The sequence below is a fragment of the Notoacmeibacter sp. MSK16QG-6 genome (genome assembly GCF_024158145.1).
GTDB lineage: Bacteria > Pseudomonadota > Alphaproteobacteria > Rhizobiales > Rhizobiaceae > Notoacmeibacter.
Genome location: NZ_JAMYXM010000001.1, coordinates 397,404 through 412,496 on the forward strand (window position 1 = coordinate 397,404; position 15,093 = coordinate 412,496).

Annotated in this window: 15 protein-coding genes, 1 tRNA gene and 1 riboswitch; of the genes, 12 read left to right on the plus strand and 4 right to left on the minus strand. The window is 60.0% G+C overall.

Annotation, left to right across the window (positions count from 1 at the left end; all coding sequences use genetic code 11):
• Window positions 1-43: 43 nt before the first annotated feature.
• The 5 genes from NIM86_RS01930 (at window position 44) to NIM86_RS01950 (ending at window position 5,795) form a co-directional block, all read left to right on the plus strand.
• Window positions 44-1,483 (plus strand): methylmalonyl-CoA mutase family protein, encoded by a 1,440-nt coding sequence (locus NIM86_RS01930; protein WP_253378685.1) that lies wholly within the window; start codon window positions 44-46, stop codon window positions 1,481-1,483.
• Complete coding sequence (scpA, locus tag NIM86_RS01935) at window positions 1,480-3,615, plus strand: methylmalonyl-CoA mutase (protein ID WP_253378686.1); 2,136 nt, start codon at window positions 1,480-1,482, stop codon at window positions 3,613-3,615. The genes NIM86_RS01930 and scpA overlap by 4 nt, the downstream gene beginning before the upstream one ends.
• 99 nt (window positions 3,616-3,714) lie before the next feature.
• Entirely contained in the window at window positions 3,715-3,936 is a 222-nt protein-coding gene (locus NIM86_RS01940) for an AbrB/MazE/SpoVT family DNA-binding domain-containing protein (RefSeq protein WP_253378687.1), read from the plus strand.
• Window positions 3,933-4,325 (plus strand): type II toxin-antitoxin system death-on-curing family toxin, encoded by a 393-nt coding sequence (locus NIM86_RS01945; protein WP_253378688.1) that lies wholly within the window; start codon window positions 3,933-3,935, stop codon window positions 4,323-4,325. The genes NIM86_RS01940 and NIM86_RS01945 overlap by 4 nt, the downstream gene beginning before the upstream one ends.
• 75 nt (window positions 4,326-4,400) lie before the next feature.
• A complete protein-coding gene (locus tag NIM86_RS01950) occupies window positions 4,401-5,795 on the plus strand; it encodes a TIGR03808 family TAT-translocated repetitive protein (RefSeq protein WP_253378689.1) in 1,395 nt (464 codons plus the stop codon).
• A 14-nt stretch (window positions 5,796-5,809) separates the two neighbouring features.
• Here the strand turns inward: NIM86_RS01950 and NIM86_RS01955 are convergent, their stop codons facing one another.
• Window positions 5,810-6,814, minus strand: coding sequence for an asparaginase (locus tag NIM86_RS01955; protein WP_253378691.1), 1,005 nt, complete (start codon window positions 6,812-6,814; stop codon window positions 5,810-5,812).
• A 102-nt stretch (window positions 6,815-6,916) separates the two neighbouring features.
• Here NIM86_RS01955 and NIM86_RS01960 point away from each other — a divergent pair, with 102 nt between their 5' ends.
• Window positions 6,917-7,666: a DUF3750 domain-containing protein gene (locus NIM86_RS01960; protein WP_253380653.1), complete on the plus strand. Its 750-nt coding sequence runs from the start codon at window positions 6,917-6,919 to the stop codon at window positions 7,664-7,666.
• Window positions 7,667-7,767: 101 nt separating this feature from the next.
• A tRNA-Pro gene (locus tag NIM86_RS01965) sits at window positions 7,768-7,844 on the plus strand.
• A 68-nt stretch (window positions 7,845-7,912) separates the two neighbouring features.
• Here the strand turns inward: NIM86_RS01965 and NIM86_RS01970 are convergent.
• On the minus strand, window positions 7,913-8,326 hold the full coding sequence (locus tag NIM86_RS01970; protein WP_253378692.1) for a helix-turn-helix domain-containing protein: 414 nt from the start codon (window positions 8,324-8,326) through the stop codon (window positions 7,913-7,915).
• Between the two features lie 68 nt (window positions 8,327-8,394).
• Between NIM86_RS01970 and NIM86_RS01975 the strand changes: the two genes are divergently transcribed.
• The 3 genes from NIM86_RS01975 (at window position 8,395) to NIM86_RS01985 (ending at window position 11,456) form a co-directional block, all read left to right on the plus strand.
• Window positions 8,395-9,615 carry an MFS transporter gene (locus NIM86_RS01975; RefSeq protein ID WP_253378693.1) on the plus strand — a complete coding sequence of 407 codons (1,221 nt, stop codon included), beginning with the start codon at window positions 8,395-8,397 and terminating at the stop codon, window positions 9,613-9,615.
• A gap of 150 nt (window positions 9,616-9,765) precedes the next feature.
• Window positions 9,766-10,698, plus strand: a complete 933-nt coding sequence (locus NIM86_RS01980; RefSeq protein WP_253380654.1) for an ABC transporter ATP-binding protein — start codon at window positions 9,766-9,768, stop codon at window positions 10,696-10,698.
• Window positions 10,695-11,456: an ABC transporter permease gene (locus tag NIM86_RS01985; protein ID WP_253378694.1), complete on the plus strand. Its 762-nt coding sequence runs from the start codon at window positions 10,695-10,697 to the stop codon at window positions 11,454-11,456. The genes NIM86_RS01980 and NIM86_RS01985 overlap by 4 nt, the downstream gene beginning before the upstream one ends.
• Window positions 11,457-11,462: 6 nt before the next feature.
• Here NIM86_RS01985 and NIM86_RS01990 read toward each other — a convergent pair whose 3' ends face one another.
• Window positions 11,463-12,743 carry an amidohydrolase family protein gene (locus NIM86_RS01990; RefSeq protein ID WP_253378695.1) on the minus strand — a complete coding sequence of 427 codons (1,281 nt, stop codon included), beginning with the start codon at window positions 12,741-12,743 and terminating at the stop codon, window positions 11,463-11,465.
• Between the two features lie 92 nt (window positions 12,744-12,835).
• Window positions 12,836-13,049, plus strand: a riboswitch (cobalamin riboswitch).
• 32 nt (window positions 13,050-13,081) lie between these two features.
• Here NIM86_RS01990 and NIM86_RS01995 point away from each other — a divergent pair.
• Window positions 13,082-13,264 (plus strand): CbtB-domain containing protein, encoded by a 183-nt coding sequence (locus NIM86_RS01995; RefSeq protein ID WP_253378696.1) that lies wholly within the window; start codon window positions 13,082-13,084, stop codon window positions 13,262-13,264.
• A gap of 15 nt (window positions 13,265-13,279) precedes the next feature.
• On the plus strand, window positions 13,280-13,972 hold the full coding sequence (locus NIM86_RS02000) for a CbtA family protein (RefSeq protein ID WP_253378698.1): 693 nt from the start codon (window positions 13,280-13,282) through the stop codon (window positions 13,970-13,972).
• Window positions 13,973-13,977: 5 nt separating this feature from the next.
• On the opposite strand, the gene NIM86_RS02005 is transcribed toward NIM86_RS02000, so the two are convergent.
• Entirely contained in the window at window positions 13,978-15,081 is a 1,104-nt protein-coding gene (locus tag NIM86_RS02005) for a cobalt-precorrin-5B (C(1))-methyltransferase (protein ID WP_253380656.1), read from the minus strand.
• Window positions 15,082-15,093: the final 12 nt, after the last annotated feature.

Here is a 15,093-nt window from a genome sequence, read left to right on the forward strand (position 1 = left end):
CGAACAAATCGCGACGACGCCGTTCCAGCATGGTGGGAGAAAAATGGACGCCGCTCTTCTTCAGAATGCCGAATTTTCGTCGGTCGACATGGATGGCTGGCGCGCCTTGGCCGAAAAAGCCCTTCGTGGCGGATCGTTCGAAGAAGAGCTTGTTGACCACAGCGATGACGGAATCGCGCTCGGCCCGCTATTCGAACCGGCCGAGCCCCGACTTCTCACCCGCGGGAAGCCGAACCGTAACTGGTCGATCGTGCAGCGTATCGACGACCCGGACGTTGCGCGTGCCCGCGAGCAGATCGAAACAGACCTCCAGGGCGGCGCGAGCGGATTGGCGCTTGTATTCGAAGGCGCACCGAACGCTTTCGGTTACGGCCTGCCTGCGCAAGAAGACACGCTCTCAACACTGCTGGAGGGCCTGCCGGTCAACGACATATCGCTTCGGATCGACGTTCATCCCGCCTCGCGCAAATCGATGGACTGGCTGGTCGAGAATTTGAGCAACCGCCCAATCGATCCTTCAAAGCTCGATCTTTCCTTCGGCATCGATTCTGCCGCCGTCTTCGGCGGAACGGGCAGGCTGCGCATGAGCCTGGAGGCGTTGGCCGCCAGTCTGCCGCAGTCTCTGGCCCATTTTTTCGCCATGCAGGTTCCGGGCGTCCTTCTGGAGGCCGACGGTCGCGTCTATCACAATGCCGGTGCAACCGAAGCTCAGGAGCTGGGTGCGATGGCAGCGACGGCCATTGCGCATCTCAGCCTTTTCGAAGAAGCGCGTCAGCCCGTCGCGCACGCCGCACCCCATATCGGTTTCGCGCTGTCAGCGACGCACGATCAATATCTGACCATCGCAAAGATCCGCGCTTTGCGCATGATCTGGGCGCGCCTTCTGGAAGAATGCGAAGTCTCCCCTATTCCGGCACATATCCACGCCGAAACATCGTTCCGGACGCTGGCGACGAAAGATCCGGAAACGAATATCCTGCGCAACACGGTCGCGGCCTTTTCGGCAGCCGTTGGCGGTGCCGACAGCGTTTCGATCCTGCCGCATACGATCACACATGGCCTGCCCGACCCGTTCGCGCGACGGCTGGCCCGAAACACGCAGCTTCTCCTGCGAGACGAAAGCAATCTCGGCTTCGTTTCCGACCCTGCAGCCGGGTCTGGCGGCATGGAGCAGCTCACCGATGAGCTTGCGGAGGCCGGATGGGAGGAAATGCGCAAGTTGCAAACGGAGGGCGGGTTATTGCTATCTCTGAGAGATGGCGCTTTTCAAAAGCGGGTCGTCGCGTCACGCAATGAGAGAGCAAAAGCTTATCGTGAGGGTAAGCGAACGATCGTCGGTACGACCCTTCACCCCCTTGAGGAGGAACGCGCCGTGCAAACCACGCCCGCCGCGCAGCGACCGGTGCCGGAGGATGGCAGTGTCTTCTGCGAACGGCTGGTGCCGCTTCTTATCGCCGAAACGCTGGAGGGGGACGCAGCATGAAGCCCGATTTCTCGAAGATCGCCTGGTCCAAGCCCTCGGCTCTGCCGGAGCGCGAACTCGAAGGCAAATGGACAACCCCCGAAGGTATCGACGTAGAGCGTGCCTACGGCGCGGACGAGCGTGACTCTTTGTCATTTCAGAATACGATGCCTGGGACTGCGCCGTTCATCCGGGGGCCTTACCCTACAATGTATGTTCAGCGGCCCTGGACAGTCCGCCAATATGCGGGCTTCTCGACCGCGGAAGAATCCAACGCCTTTTACCGCCGCAACCTCGCTGCCGGTCAGAAAGGCCTTTCCGTCGCATTCGATCTGGCGACCCATCGGGGCTACGATTCCGACAGTCCCCGCGCGGCTGGCGATGTCGGCATGGCGGGCGTCGCCATCGACTCCATCCTCGACATGCAGACGCTCTTCGACGGTATCCCTCTCGACGAGATGACCGTTTCGATGACCATGAACGGAGCCGTGCTACCGATCATGGCGCTCTACATCGTCGCGGCGGAAGAACAGGGTGTCAGCCAGGATAAGCTGGCCGGGACAATTCAGAACGACATCCTGAAGGAGTTCATGGTCCGCAACACTTACATTTATCCGCCCAAACCCTCCATGCGGATCGTCTCGGACATCTTTGCCTATACGGCGGAGAACATGCCGCGCTACAACTCAATCTCCATTTCCGGCTATCATATGCAGGAAGCCGGCGCGACGGCCGATCTGGAGCTGGCCTACACCATCGCCGACGGGATCGAATATGCTCGCGCGGGCGTCGCCGCCGGGCTCGACATTGACAAGTTCGCTCCGCGACTCTCCTTCTTCTGGGCGGTCGGCATGAACTTCTTCATGGAAGTCGCCAAGATGCGCGCCGCGCGTCTGCTGTGGGCGACGCTAATGAAGAAGAACTTCTCACCGAAGAGCGACAAATCGCTGAGCCTGCGCACCCACTGCCAGACCTCCGGCTGGTCGCTAACCGCCCAGGACCCCTACAACAACATCATGCGCACGATGATCGAGGCGATGGCGGCGACGCAGGGCCATACACAGAGTCTGCACACCAACAGCTTCGACGAGGCGCTCGCCCTGCCGACAGATCACTCCGCGCGGATTGCTCGAAATACCCAGCTTCTGCTCGCAGAGGAAAGTCGGACCACCGCCATGATCGATCCATGGGGCGGCTCGACCTATGTCGAGAACCTGACGCACGATCTGGCCGCCCGGGCGCTTGCCCATATCGAGGAAGTCGAGCAGTTGGGCGGCATGGCCGCCGCCAACGAAAAGGGCATTCCGAAGATGCGGATCGAAGAAGCTGCGGCCCGCACCCAGGCCCGGATCGATTCCGGACAGCAAGCGGTCGTCGGCGTCAATGTCCACGCGCCGGAAAACGACATCGAAGTGGATGTGCTGAAGGTCGACAATGCGGAAGTGCGCGCCCGCCAGCTTTCGAAGCTTCAGGAGTTGAAGGGCACGCGGAACGTCGCGGCGGTGGAGGGCGCCTTGGACGCGTTGACCAAAGCCGCCGAGGGCGACGCCAATCTGCTGGAATACGCCATCAAGGCTGCGCGGGCGCGGGCGACCGTTGGCGAAATTTCGATGGCGCTGGAAAAGGTCTTCGGTCGCCATATGGCCGACATCCAGACCATATCGGGCGTTTATCGCAAGGAAGCCGAGGCCGATCCGGCCTTTGATAAAGCTGCCGACCGCGTTCTTGCCTTCACGGAGCATAATGGAGGCAAGCCGCGCATCCTCGTCGCCAAGATGGGACAGGACGGTCATGACCGTGGTCAAAAGGTCGTGGCGACCGCCTTCGGCGATCTAGGCTTCGAAGTCGTGGTCGGCGCGATGTTCCAGACGCCGGAAGAAGTCGCCGAACTCGCTATCAGTCACGATGTGCACATCATCGGTGCTTCATCGCTTGCCGCCGGCCACCTGACCATGGTCCCGGAACTGCGAAAGGCATTGGACCGCGCCGGGCGCAGCGATATTCTGATCATTGCCGGTGGCGTCATTCCGCCCGGCGATTACGAAGCCGTGAGAAAGGCTGGTGCGTCCGCCATTTTTGGACCGGGTACGAAGATTTCAGCTGCTGCGACCGATTTGATCGATATGCTGGAAAAACGTGACGAGGCCGCCTGAACCCGCACCAACGTCGAACGGACGGACTAATGTTACCACGTCTGTTGTAACTTTCATTTCCTAATGTTATACCGGCCGTTATAACATCAGGAGCGCACCATGAACGTTACCATTCGCAAGATCGGCAATTCCGAAGGCATCATCATTCCGAAGGAGGTTCTTGCCGAACTTGGGCTCAATGCCGGAGACCAGCTTAGTCTGGTTCGCCAGGGCGAAGGTGTCAGACTTGAGCCGGTCAAGGCTGACCTCGACAAACAACTTGAGGCGGCTCGTGAAGCGATGGCGAAATACCGTGTCGCGCTACGCGAACTCGCGAAATGACCGATTGGCAATGGCTTTCAAGACAGGCCGTCGAAATCATCCACGATGAACAGCTTCGCGAGCACGGTGGGCTGCCCGGACTGAAAGACGAAAATGCGCTCGAAGCATCCTTGGCTAGGCCAATCCACAAGGCCGTCTATGGTGAACCGGATGCCTTTGAACTGGCTGCTTCCTATCTTTATGGCTTTGCGCGGAATCATCCGTTTTCGGACGGCAATAAGCGCATCGCATTTCTGGCAGCCTATGTTTTCTTACGATTGCATGGTTATCGGGTTGAAGCCAGCCAAGCGGTCATCATAGCCCTTGTGCTCGGTGTCGCCGCTGGTGAGATCGATGAAGATGGCGCAGCCCGCTTCCTCCGGGATCATTCGGTGCCGGTCGAAGCCTGATCCCTTCCGCGGTCGACCGGCATAATTCCTGCACCGCCATTCTTCGATTGCGATACTGCAACGGAGACTGTGCCAATGCTGGACAGACGGCGTTTCATTTCGGGCCTCGGCGGCGCGGCTTTTGGATTGACCGACCTATCCGCTGCAGCGGCGGCGCGCCCAGCCGAGCCGCTCCTCGCATCCGCACGGTTGCGCGGTGGTGTGGACGCCGCCGAATTCGGTGTGCGACCCAACGCCACCGACGATCAAAGCGCCGTCTTCCAGCGTATGATCGACGAGGCGAGCCGCCGCGACCTTCCGATTTCCCTGCCGCCTGGTCACTACCCGCTCTCCAATATACGCCTGCCAGAGCGTGTACGCTTATCCGGTGTGCCCGGCGCCACCCGGCTACGCTACACCGGACGCGGCTTTTTAATGCGGGCCGAAAAAACGCAGCGTGTCGAGCTGGACGGCATATCCATCGACGGTGAAAATCGCTGGCTTTCTGAAGATAGCGACGCGCTTATCGAGCTGCGTATACCGGGCAGCGTCTCTATCACGGATTGCGATATCGCCGGCGCCCGTAAAACCGCCCTTGAGATGGAGGGCGCAACGGGGCTGATACGAGACAACAAAATCTCCGGCGCCGGAGCCATCGGATTGTTTGCCCGCCAGTCAAACGGCCTTTCCATCCACGCCAACATTGTCGAGCGATGTGCAGATGGCGGTATTCTTGTGCATCGCTGGCAAGATGGAGAAGACGGTACCCAAATCCTTGGCAACAGAATTTCCCGGATCGGCGCAGCGTCCGGCGGGACAGGCCAAAACGGCAATGGCATCAATGTTTTCCGTGCGCAAAACGTGACAATCGCGGATAATTTCATCGCCGACTGCGCCTTTTCGGCAATCCGCGGCAATGGCGCTTCGGGCATGATTGCGCGCGGCAATCAGTGCCTGCGATCCGGAGAGACGGCGCTCTACGCCGAATTTGCCACGACGGGTTCGATTATTACCGGCAATCTGGTCGACGGCGCGGCCAACGGCATTTCGTCGGTCAATTTCGATTCCGGCGGACGGCTATCGACGATCTCCGCCAACATTGTGCGTAATCTTTCAGCCAATGGGCCTTATGAACATGATAGCGTGGGTTTCGGCCTCGGCATCAGCGTGGAAGCCGACACGGCCGTTACGGGCAATATCGTGGAAGGGGCAGCGCGCTTCGGTATTCTTGCGGGCTGGGGGCCCTACCTTCGGGCTGTCACGGTTAGTGACAATGTCATCCGTCAAGCTCCCGTGGGGTTGGCGGTCAGCGTGGCCGACGGCGCAAAGAATGCGCTTATCACCGGCAATATGTTCGATCAAATCTCAGAAGGCGCGATTGTGGGCTATCGCTGGCTGGAAAGGGCGACGGAGGATCTCGCACTGCTGGACGAGAACGAGATCCAGTCCCGCTATGCGCATCTTAACGTCGCCCGCAACCATGTCGGTTAGCTATTCCGGCGCTTTCAGCTAAGCGGGCCGGACGGCCGTATTTCGCCGACGACCGCGCCGATGCGGGTCTTTATCGGCGTGCGCGCCATAGCCGCCATCTCATCCGCCAGAGCATCGTCCGGCAGTAGCTTCGTGACCAAGGCTGCAACCATGGCTTCCGACGCTCTCGTTTTGCCGTCATCGCATTTCAGAGCGAAGCCGATGCCCAGTTCCGGTATGGCGCCGCAATAGACGCCCTCCGCGCCTGTCTTCGTATAAAGGCGGCCGCCACCGGCCTGCATCATCAAAGTACAGGCACGGCCGGTTCCAGCCACATGCCAGGGTTCATTCATCGCCGCCTTCATCAAACGGGAGGCGGCTTTCGCGCGGCGAGTGTCCAGCCCGCGACCGCTTGCCATTTTGGCCATGCCTGTCGCCATCGCTTTCAACGCGATCGCGTATGTCGGGATCGAGCAGCCATCGATCGCCATATTATCCGGATCATGCGCCACACCGGTCACATCGACCATCGCATCACGAATGGCGACCTGCATCGGGTGATCCGGCTGAACGTAATTTCTGGTCTCCCAACCTTCCTTGCGGCAGGTGCATACGAAACCGGCATGCTTGCCGGAACAATTGTTGTGCAGGCTATAAGGCTCGACACCCTGACAAAAAAGGCGACGCGCTGCGTCCTCGTTCATCGGCCAGTGGGAGCCGCATTCGAGCGCTCCGGGTTCGAGACCTGCCTTGGACAAGATCGCCGCCGCTCCCTCGACATGGCCGGGCTCGCCCGAATGAGATGCCCCCGCCAGCGCCAGCTCACTATCGGTCAGTCCACAATCGTCCGCTGCGCCACTCTCGATCAAGGGCAGCGCCTGGATCAGCTTGACCGCGGAACGTGGGAAAATCGGCACGTCGACGTCGCCTTCAGTCATCACGACCGCACCATCTGCATCGATCGCGACAAAAGCGCCCCGATGAAAACTCTCCACGCGTGAGCCGCGCGTCACCTCGACCAGAACCGGATTGTCCGCCATTTCATTTTCCATTGTCATTATCGCGTTCGGTGCAGCCCCCCATATCCGCAATTTTGCCGGAAAGACATGCGCTAAATGCTATTCTCTCACATCGTTCGGGCCATGCGTTTCATCCGATATTTTCTGATCTTTGTCATCGTCGTCTTCGCGCTGCCGGCTGGGGCATCCCTCCTCCACTGGCAGTTCAGCGAACGACCTCTCAGTTGGCGACAGGCCGACTGGGGCAGTTCCGGCCTCCTGCCAAGCGCAAGCGATGACGAAAATGCCGCAATCTATATTCTCGCCGCGCGCACGGGTGGCCTCAAAGGCGCATTGGCCGTGCATAGCTGGCTGGTCGTCAAGGCCGCCGAAGGCACGCGCTATGACCGGTACGACAAGGTTGGCTGGGGACAGCCGGTGCGGCGCAATAGCTACCCTGCCGATGGCCGCTGGTATTCCAACGATCCCTTCGTCGTTACCGCCATTCACGGCGAAGCCGCAACTCGCCTCCTGCCTGAGATCGACGCCGCAATCAGCTCCTACCCGTTTCGCAATAGCGGTGATTATCGCATCTGGCCCGGGCCGAACTCCAACTCTTTCATCGCCCACATTCTGGATGAAGTGCCGGAGCTTCAGACGGCCCTGCCCCCAACCGCCGTCGGGCGAGACTTCCGACCCGGAATTATTGCATTCGATATGGCGTCGGACCACCGCGATATACATATCACCCTGGGTGGCCTTATCGGATTTGCGGCAGGCGCTCGGTATGGTCTGGAAATACAATTTCTCGGCCTCGTGGCCGGCTTCGACTTTGCGCGCCCCGCCATCAAGGTTCCGGGCTGGGGACGATTTGCACTGCCTGGCGTCGGGTGAAGAGCCGGCGCCTGAAAGCTCTGATCGACCGTATAGAAAAGCCTCTCACGCCTCTTGCGGCCCTCTAGCCGCAGAGCTATACAGCCGCCCGAACTGGTCCACGGAGTGTAGCGCAGCCTGGTAGCGCACCTCGTTCGGGACGAGGGGGTCGCAGGTTCGAATCCTGCCACTCCGACCAGTCAGCCAGACAGTTTATTTGGTCTGTCCCCCCTACAATTGGTCTCTCATACGACTGATCCTCCACCGTTAGGCCCGCTGTTTTCCGTCCCGCCGACGCGTGGCGACACGCAACAGCTTCTGGAATGACGGGCATTCCATATGAGACGGCGCTGGGCAGTCCGCGACATGCCGGAGGGCATCGCGCAGGACGGTCAAATTGCCGATCTGTCGATCGATTGCATCGGCGCGTATCTTGAGATCGCCGCGTGGTAGATTCGGCTGTCCGTCCGCTCCGAACATGCCTGCGATCTCGTCGAGGGAGAAACCGGCCGATTTGCCGAGTACCACGAGCGAAAGCTGGGTCAACGCCAAGGGTTCGAACTGGCGGCGCAGACCATGGCGCGCGACTGATTTTATCAGGCCGATATCGTCGTAATACCGCAATGTGGAAGGCGGCACGCCGCTGCGGCGAGAGAGGTCGCCAATATCCAGCAGTTTCATGCTTGACCTCAAGTTGACTTGAATTCGTAGGCTGCCTGCGTTCGACAGTTTACGCAAGGCCCAACAAGATGAAGAGAATTGAGACGAAGCGTCCGCGATCAGTGATCGCCGACCCGCGCGCTGTTGCGCTTCTGCTGGCGGCAAGCCTGACAACCATGGCCAATGCAACGATCAGCCCCGCACTCCCCGGCCTCGCGGAAGAATTCTCAAGCAACCCTAACGCGCTTTATCTGACCCGACTCTTGGTGCCAGCACCGTCCATCAGTGTGGTTCTCGTCGCACCACTCGCGGGGTTGGTCGTCGACCGGATCGGGCGACGGCCGGTTCTGCTTTTTGGCGTCTTTCTTTTTGTCCTGGCGGGCGTTGCTGGCGGCATTCTGCCCAGTCTGAACGCCATCTTCGTCAGCCGGCTGGCGCTAGGCGTCGCAGTCGCACTCATCATGACCGCACAGACGGCGCTTATCGGCGACTATTTTGCGGGAAGAGAGCGCAGCGATCTTATGGGGCTGCAGATATCGGCACGTAATTTCGGCGGGTTTGCTTTCATCTCGCTCGCCGGCCTACTGGCAGGCTTTTCGTCCCGACTGCCATTTGCGATATATGGTCTGGCAGGCATCTTTCTTCCCGTCATCTGGTTATCGATCACCGAGCCGAAGCTGGCGCTGAGCGACACGTCTTCCAGACGCCTCGACACTGAGGACGGAATGGCCCACTGGAAACCGGTTTTGGCCGGCCTCGCTCTCCTCCAAATGGCAACGAGCGCAATCTTCTTCATCATGCCCACTCAACTACCCTTCTTTTTCGAAACGTCGGGATTCGATGGCGCAGGCATGACGGGCATTGGCCTCGGAGCGCTGACGCTCGCCGGTGGCTGCACCGCTCTGTTTTATCGCCGATTGCAGCAGGAGATCGGCCATGCCGGCGCATTCGCCAGCGGGTATGGAGCGATGGCGTTCGGCTTTGCATTCCTGACATTTGACGGCGCGCCGATTATCCCTTTCGCCGGCACCACCCTTATCGGCATCGGCTTTGCGATGGCGATGCCGAACTTCGTGGCGATAGCCCTCGGGATCGTTTCCCCGAACCGCCGGGGCCTAGCGGGCAGCATTCTGACCAGTTCCGTTTTTCTTGGGCAGATCGCCTCACCTTTTCTAAGTACGCCCGTCATTGAGACGTTCGGGTTCGACGCACTGTTTATCGGAACCGCTACGGTGCTGGCCTCTGCATCACTTGCTGCCATTTTGGTATTGGCCAGGTATGTCGGGCGGCTCGAATCCGACACGGGCTAGAGCGAAGAACGTATTGATCTCACTGCCCGAAAATGTCCGGGTGACAATATCCGTTTCTGCGCCATGCTTGCGCTCAACGCGGCGCACCATACATATCGCCCCTCAAAACAGGTACCGACCCTCAGAATAATCGTACCGACGGAGCGTGTTCTGTCCCCCATCATTTCCATCCAAGGCCTTCATAAGGTCTACGATTCCGGTTTCACTGCTCTGACCGACGTCAATCTGGAAATCGAACGTGGCGAAATTTTCGCGCTGCTCGGTCCGAATGGCGCCGGCAAAACCACATTGATTTCCGCTATTTGTGGTCTGGTCCGTCAGACCAGGGGCACTATCAGCATTGACGGTCACGATACCGTCGACGATTTCCGCAAGGCGAGAAGCATTGTCGGTCTCGTGCCGCAGGAAGTCTCGCTGGAGCCCTTCGAAAAGGTGCTGAACACCATTCGCTTCACACGAGGTCTCTTCGGCAAGCCGGGCAATGAAAAACATCTGGAAGAAATTCTTCGCGAGCTGTCGCTGTGGGACAAGCGCAAATCGCCGACCAGCCAGCTGTCCGGCGGCATGCAACGCCGCGTCCTGATCGCGAAAGCTCTCGCCCACGAGCCGGAAATCCTCTTCCTTGACGAGCCAACGGCCGGGGTCGATGTCGAGTTGCGCAAAGCGATGTGGGAGACCGTGAACCGCCTGCGCGAACGCGGCGTCACCATTATTCTGACGACCCACTATATCGAGGAAGCCGAAGCGATGGCCGACCGGATCGGCATCATTTCCAAAGGGCGCATTCTTCTGGTGGAGAACAAAAAAGAGTTGATGACGCGTCTTGGCGGCAAACAGATGACCATCGAACTCGTCGAGCCGATCGCAGCGATTCCCGATAGTCTGCAAAGATTCAGTCTCCGCAAGAGCGAGGACGGGCACGAACTGATTTACGATTACGACATATCCGCGGACCGCTCCGGGATCGCTTCACTGCTGAGCGCTGTTTCGTCGGAAGGGCTGATGGTCAAGGACGTTCGCACCCGCCAGTCGTCGCTTGAGGATATTTTCGTCGATCTCGTCAATGAGGATGGCGCCCAATGAATTTTCACGCCATTGCGTCGATCTACCGTTTCGAAATGAGCCGGTTCTTTCGGACTATCGGACAATCCATCGTCTCGCCGGTCTTATCGACATCGCTTTACTTCGTGGTTTTCGGCGCAGCGATAGGCAGCCGGATCGAAGAGGTCGACGGGCTGGATTACGGCGCGTTCATCGTTCCCGGCCTGATCATGCTGACCATTCTGACGCAGAGCGTCTCCAATGCGGCCTTCGGGATCTATTTTCCAAAGTTCATCGGGACGATCTATGAGGTGCTCTCAGCGCCCATCTCCTTCATCGAGATCGTCATCGGCTATGTCGGCGCTGCGGCGACAAAATCCTTCCTGATCGGCCTGATTATTTACATCACCGCCAATTTCTTCGTCGATCTGCCGGTCAACCATCCCGGCTGGATGCTGGCCTTCATGTTTCTGACCTGCATCAGTTTCGCCCTGTTCGGCTTCATTATCGGCATCTGGGCGGAGAGCTTCGAGCAGCTGCAACTCGTGCCGCTTCTGGTCATCACGCCGCTCGCCTTCCTGGGCGGAGCATTTTATTCATTGTCCATGTTGCCGCCGATCTGGCAGACGATCAGCCTCTTCAATCCCGTGGTTTACCTCATTTCCGGGTTTCGCTGGGCTTTCTTCGACCAAGCAGACGTTCCGGTCTTTGCGAGCCTGCTGGCCGTTGCGGCATTCATGCTGCTCTGTCTCGGCGCCATCGCCCTGATCTTCCGCACCGGCTGGAAAGTGCGCAATTAGGCTGACTTAGTTCTTGTGCCGCCGACTGACGCTCGATGGACGGCCCGGCAGGGAGAGCGCGCTTTCCGATTTTTGATGGCGGGCAACCACACGTCCATTTGAGATGACCAGGAGCCTGTCCGGGCGCAGACGGATTGCTTCCACCGAATCGCCGGCATCGAGCACGACAAGGCTGGCGCGCTTTCCTTTCTCAAGGCCGAGATCCGTGAGTTCCATGATCGCGGCGCTTTCGCTCGTCACCATGTCGAAGCAGCGGCGCATGTCCGCCGGACTCGTCATCTGCGCCACGTGCAAGCCCATGAATGCGACATCCAACATATCGCCCGTGCCGAGCGAATACCACGGATCGAGCACGCAGTCCTGACCCCAGGCGACCCGAATGCCCTGCGTCAGCATCTCCGGCACACGGGTCAGGCCGCGCCGTTTCGGATAGGTGTCGTGGCGGCCCTGCAGCGTAATGTTGATGAGCGGATTGGGGATGGCCGCAACCTGCGCCTCCGCCATCAATGGCAGCAGTTTGGAAACATAATAATTGTCCATCGAATGCATCGAGGTGAGATGCGACCCGACCACCCTGCCCCGCAATCCGAGCCGCTGCGTTTCATAGGCCAGTTGCTCGATATGGCGTGACATCGGATCGTCCGTTTCATCGCAATGCATATCGACCATTAGACCGCGATCGGCGGCTATTTCGCAGAGCTCTGTTACGCTGGCGCGGCCCTCCGCCATGGTCCGTTCGAAGTGCGGGATGCCGCCAACCACATCGACACCCATATCAAGCGCAGCCAGCGTATTCTCCCGAGCCTTTGGGGCGCGATAGAAACCGTCCTGCGGAAAGGCGACAAGTTGCAGGTCGAGATAGGGCTTCACAGTCTCGCGCACCGCCAGTAATGCGCGAACACCCTTCATCGCATCGTCGTCGCTGGTATCGACATGAGATCGGATCGCCAGGAGGCCCATCGAGACGGCCCAGTCACAATAGCGCAACGCCCTCTCGGCAATGTCGTCTTCTGTCTGCTCCTTCTTCAATTCGCCCCATAGCGCGATGCCCTCCAATAAGGTGCCGGACGCATTGATACGCGGGCGGCCGTAAGACAGCGTCGCATCCATATGAAAATGCGGATCGATAAAGGGCGGTGACACCAGATCGCCGGCAATGTCGAACACTTCGCCCGCCTCGGCATCGATGGAGGGCTCGATCGCGGCAATCCGGTCGTCACTGAGTGCGATATCGACGGTGCGGCCATCCGGCAGAACGCCGCCTTTCAAGAGAATATCGAAGTTCATCGGCTTACCGCCCGTCTATCGAAGATGGGCCAAGGTAAGCATCGGCCGATGGATTCGGCCACCAGTATTTCTTGCGCTGGACGCACCATTCCTCTAGACAGATGGCGTTCGGTTCTCTTTGCGCCTGGACGGGCCAGAGAGCGAAGAGGGAATGCAGCGAAGGCGAGACCTTCGAATGCAGCCGCCCCCGCGACTGTATGCGGTGAGCGAAAGCCCAGAATACCACTCGGTTTATTTCAATCGGGGAAGGTGGGCCGGAGCTTCGATCCGTAAGCCAGGAGACCTGCCGGACACGATTGCAACCAAGAACCCGTCGGGTGGACGGGAAAGGAGACGAGATGAATCAGAACCATACCCTCGCCGAACCGGCAATCACGAGCCAGACGAACGGCGTCGCAGCACTTTTGCTCTCGGTCGTTTTCGGCTTCGGCGTGATTTTCGCGGTGGGTCTGGCGCAAGCCGACGCACTGCACGATGCGGCGCACGACGTTCGCCACGCCAACGGCTTTCCCTGCCACTAAGAGATGATTTCACGTTTGATCACCAGCGCTCTGTTCGCTGGTGCTGCAGCCGGTCTGATCGCGGCCCTGTTGCAGCTCGTCTTCGTGCAACCCGTTCTTCTCCACGCGGAACTCTACGAATCGGGCCAACTCATCCATTTCGGCGCAGATAGCGTCAGTGCTCATCCGGAACTCGGCGGCCTGGATCTGATGCGTGACGGCCTCAGCGTGGTTTTCAGCATGCTGCTCTACACCGGATACGCGCTGATTCTGCTTCCGCTGATGAGTTTTGCCGAACAGCGCGGCCAGTCGCTCGACGGCAGAAATGGCCTCATTTGGGGCGCTATCGGCTTTCTCGTGATTCAGTTCGCGGCTGGCTTTTCGCTCGCCCCTGAAGTACCGGGAGTCGCTGCGGCCGATGTCGGTGCGCGGCAGCTCTGGTGGTTCGGCACGGTCGCCTCGGCCGGCATCGCCGCCGCCCTAATCGCGTTCACGCGAAGCTGGGCCACATGGGTCGGCGCGGCCGTATTGCTGCTTGCGCCGCATTTGATCGGTGCGCCCGAGCCGGATACCTTTGCCGGTACGGTCCCGCCGGAAATCGCGGCCCTCTTTGCAGCGCGAGCCTTCGGCGTCGCTCTTGTAGGCTGGTCGCTGCTTGGCGCCTTCGCGGCCTATTTCTGGCGAACGAGCGGCGTCACCGTTTCAGCGCCGCAACCTAGCAAGGCCTGAGACATTCAAGACATGGCCGGGTCGATCTCGGCCATGTTCGCCTTGCCGCGCAACTGCCCTTCCCTATCGAAGATCAGAAGCTGCAACCGCCCCTGCCGCAAAATCTGCGCAGCGGTTCGCCAAGCCTGGCCCGCTAGATAATCGCCGAGCGGCAACGCCGCGTCCGTGGCGTGAGCGAAGGCTTCGGCGACGGTGTTTGCCCGCACGATGCGCGCCTGTAGTCGATCATCGCCGCCGAGTTCTCGCACCGCGAGCGCCAATGCCTCCATATCGGCGCGGCCATGTTTGGAATGCAGGTCGCGGCGGCCTTGGGCCAGCTTCGTCATCTTCGCGATGCCTCCCGCCACCGTCACCATGGGCACGGGGTGAACGCGCAGATATTTCAGCATGCCGCCAACGAAATCGCCCATGTCGATGAGCTGCTGCTCTGCAAATCCGCAGTGGGACGCCATGGCCTTTTCGGACGCATCGCCCGTCGCCCCGCCCACATGGTCGAAGCCGGCGGCGCGCGCCACGTCGATACCGCGATGGATGGAATGTATCCACGCCGCGCAGCTATAGGGAACGACGATGCCGGTTGTGCCGAGTACCGAAAGCCCGCCGACGATGCCGAGGCGCGGGTTCATTGTCTTCGCCGCCAGCGCCTCACCGCCATCGATTCCGATGGTGACATCGAAATCTGCCGATACACTGTAGGCCGCTGCAACCTCTTCCAGCGTGCTGGCGATCATTTTGCGGGGTACGGGATTGATGGCCGGTTCGCCGGGCGGCACAGGCAGGCCGGCCAGAGTGACCGTGCCGACGCCCGGCCCGGCTTGAAAGCGAATACCTGCTCCCGCCACGCCACGGCGCACAGCCACGCGCACCAAAGCACCATGCGTCACATCGGGATCGTCACCGGCATCCTTGACGATAGCGACTTCCGCCGAACCATCGCCGCACCGCTCATCCGCCAATGCAAAGGAGGGTGTCTGCCCGCCCGGCAGAGTAATCGTTACTGGATCGGGAAAACCACCGCCGAGCAAAGCGGTCGCCGCTGCTTTTGCTGCAGCGGTGGCGCAAGCGCCGGTTGTCCAGCCGCGCCGCAGACCGGATGTCTTTTCCGGAATTTCGTCAGGCTG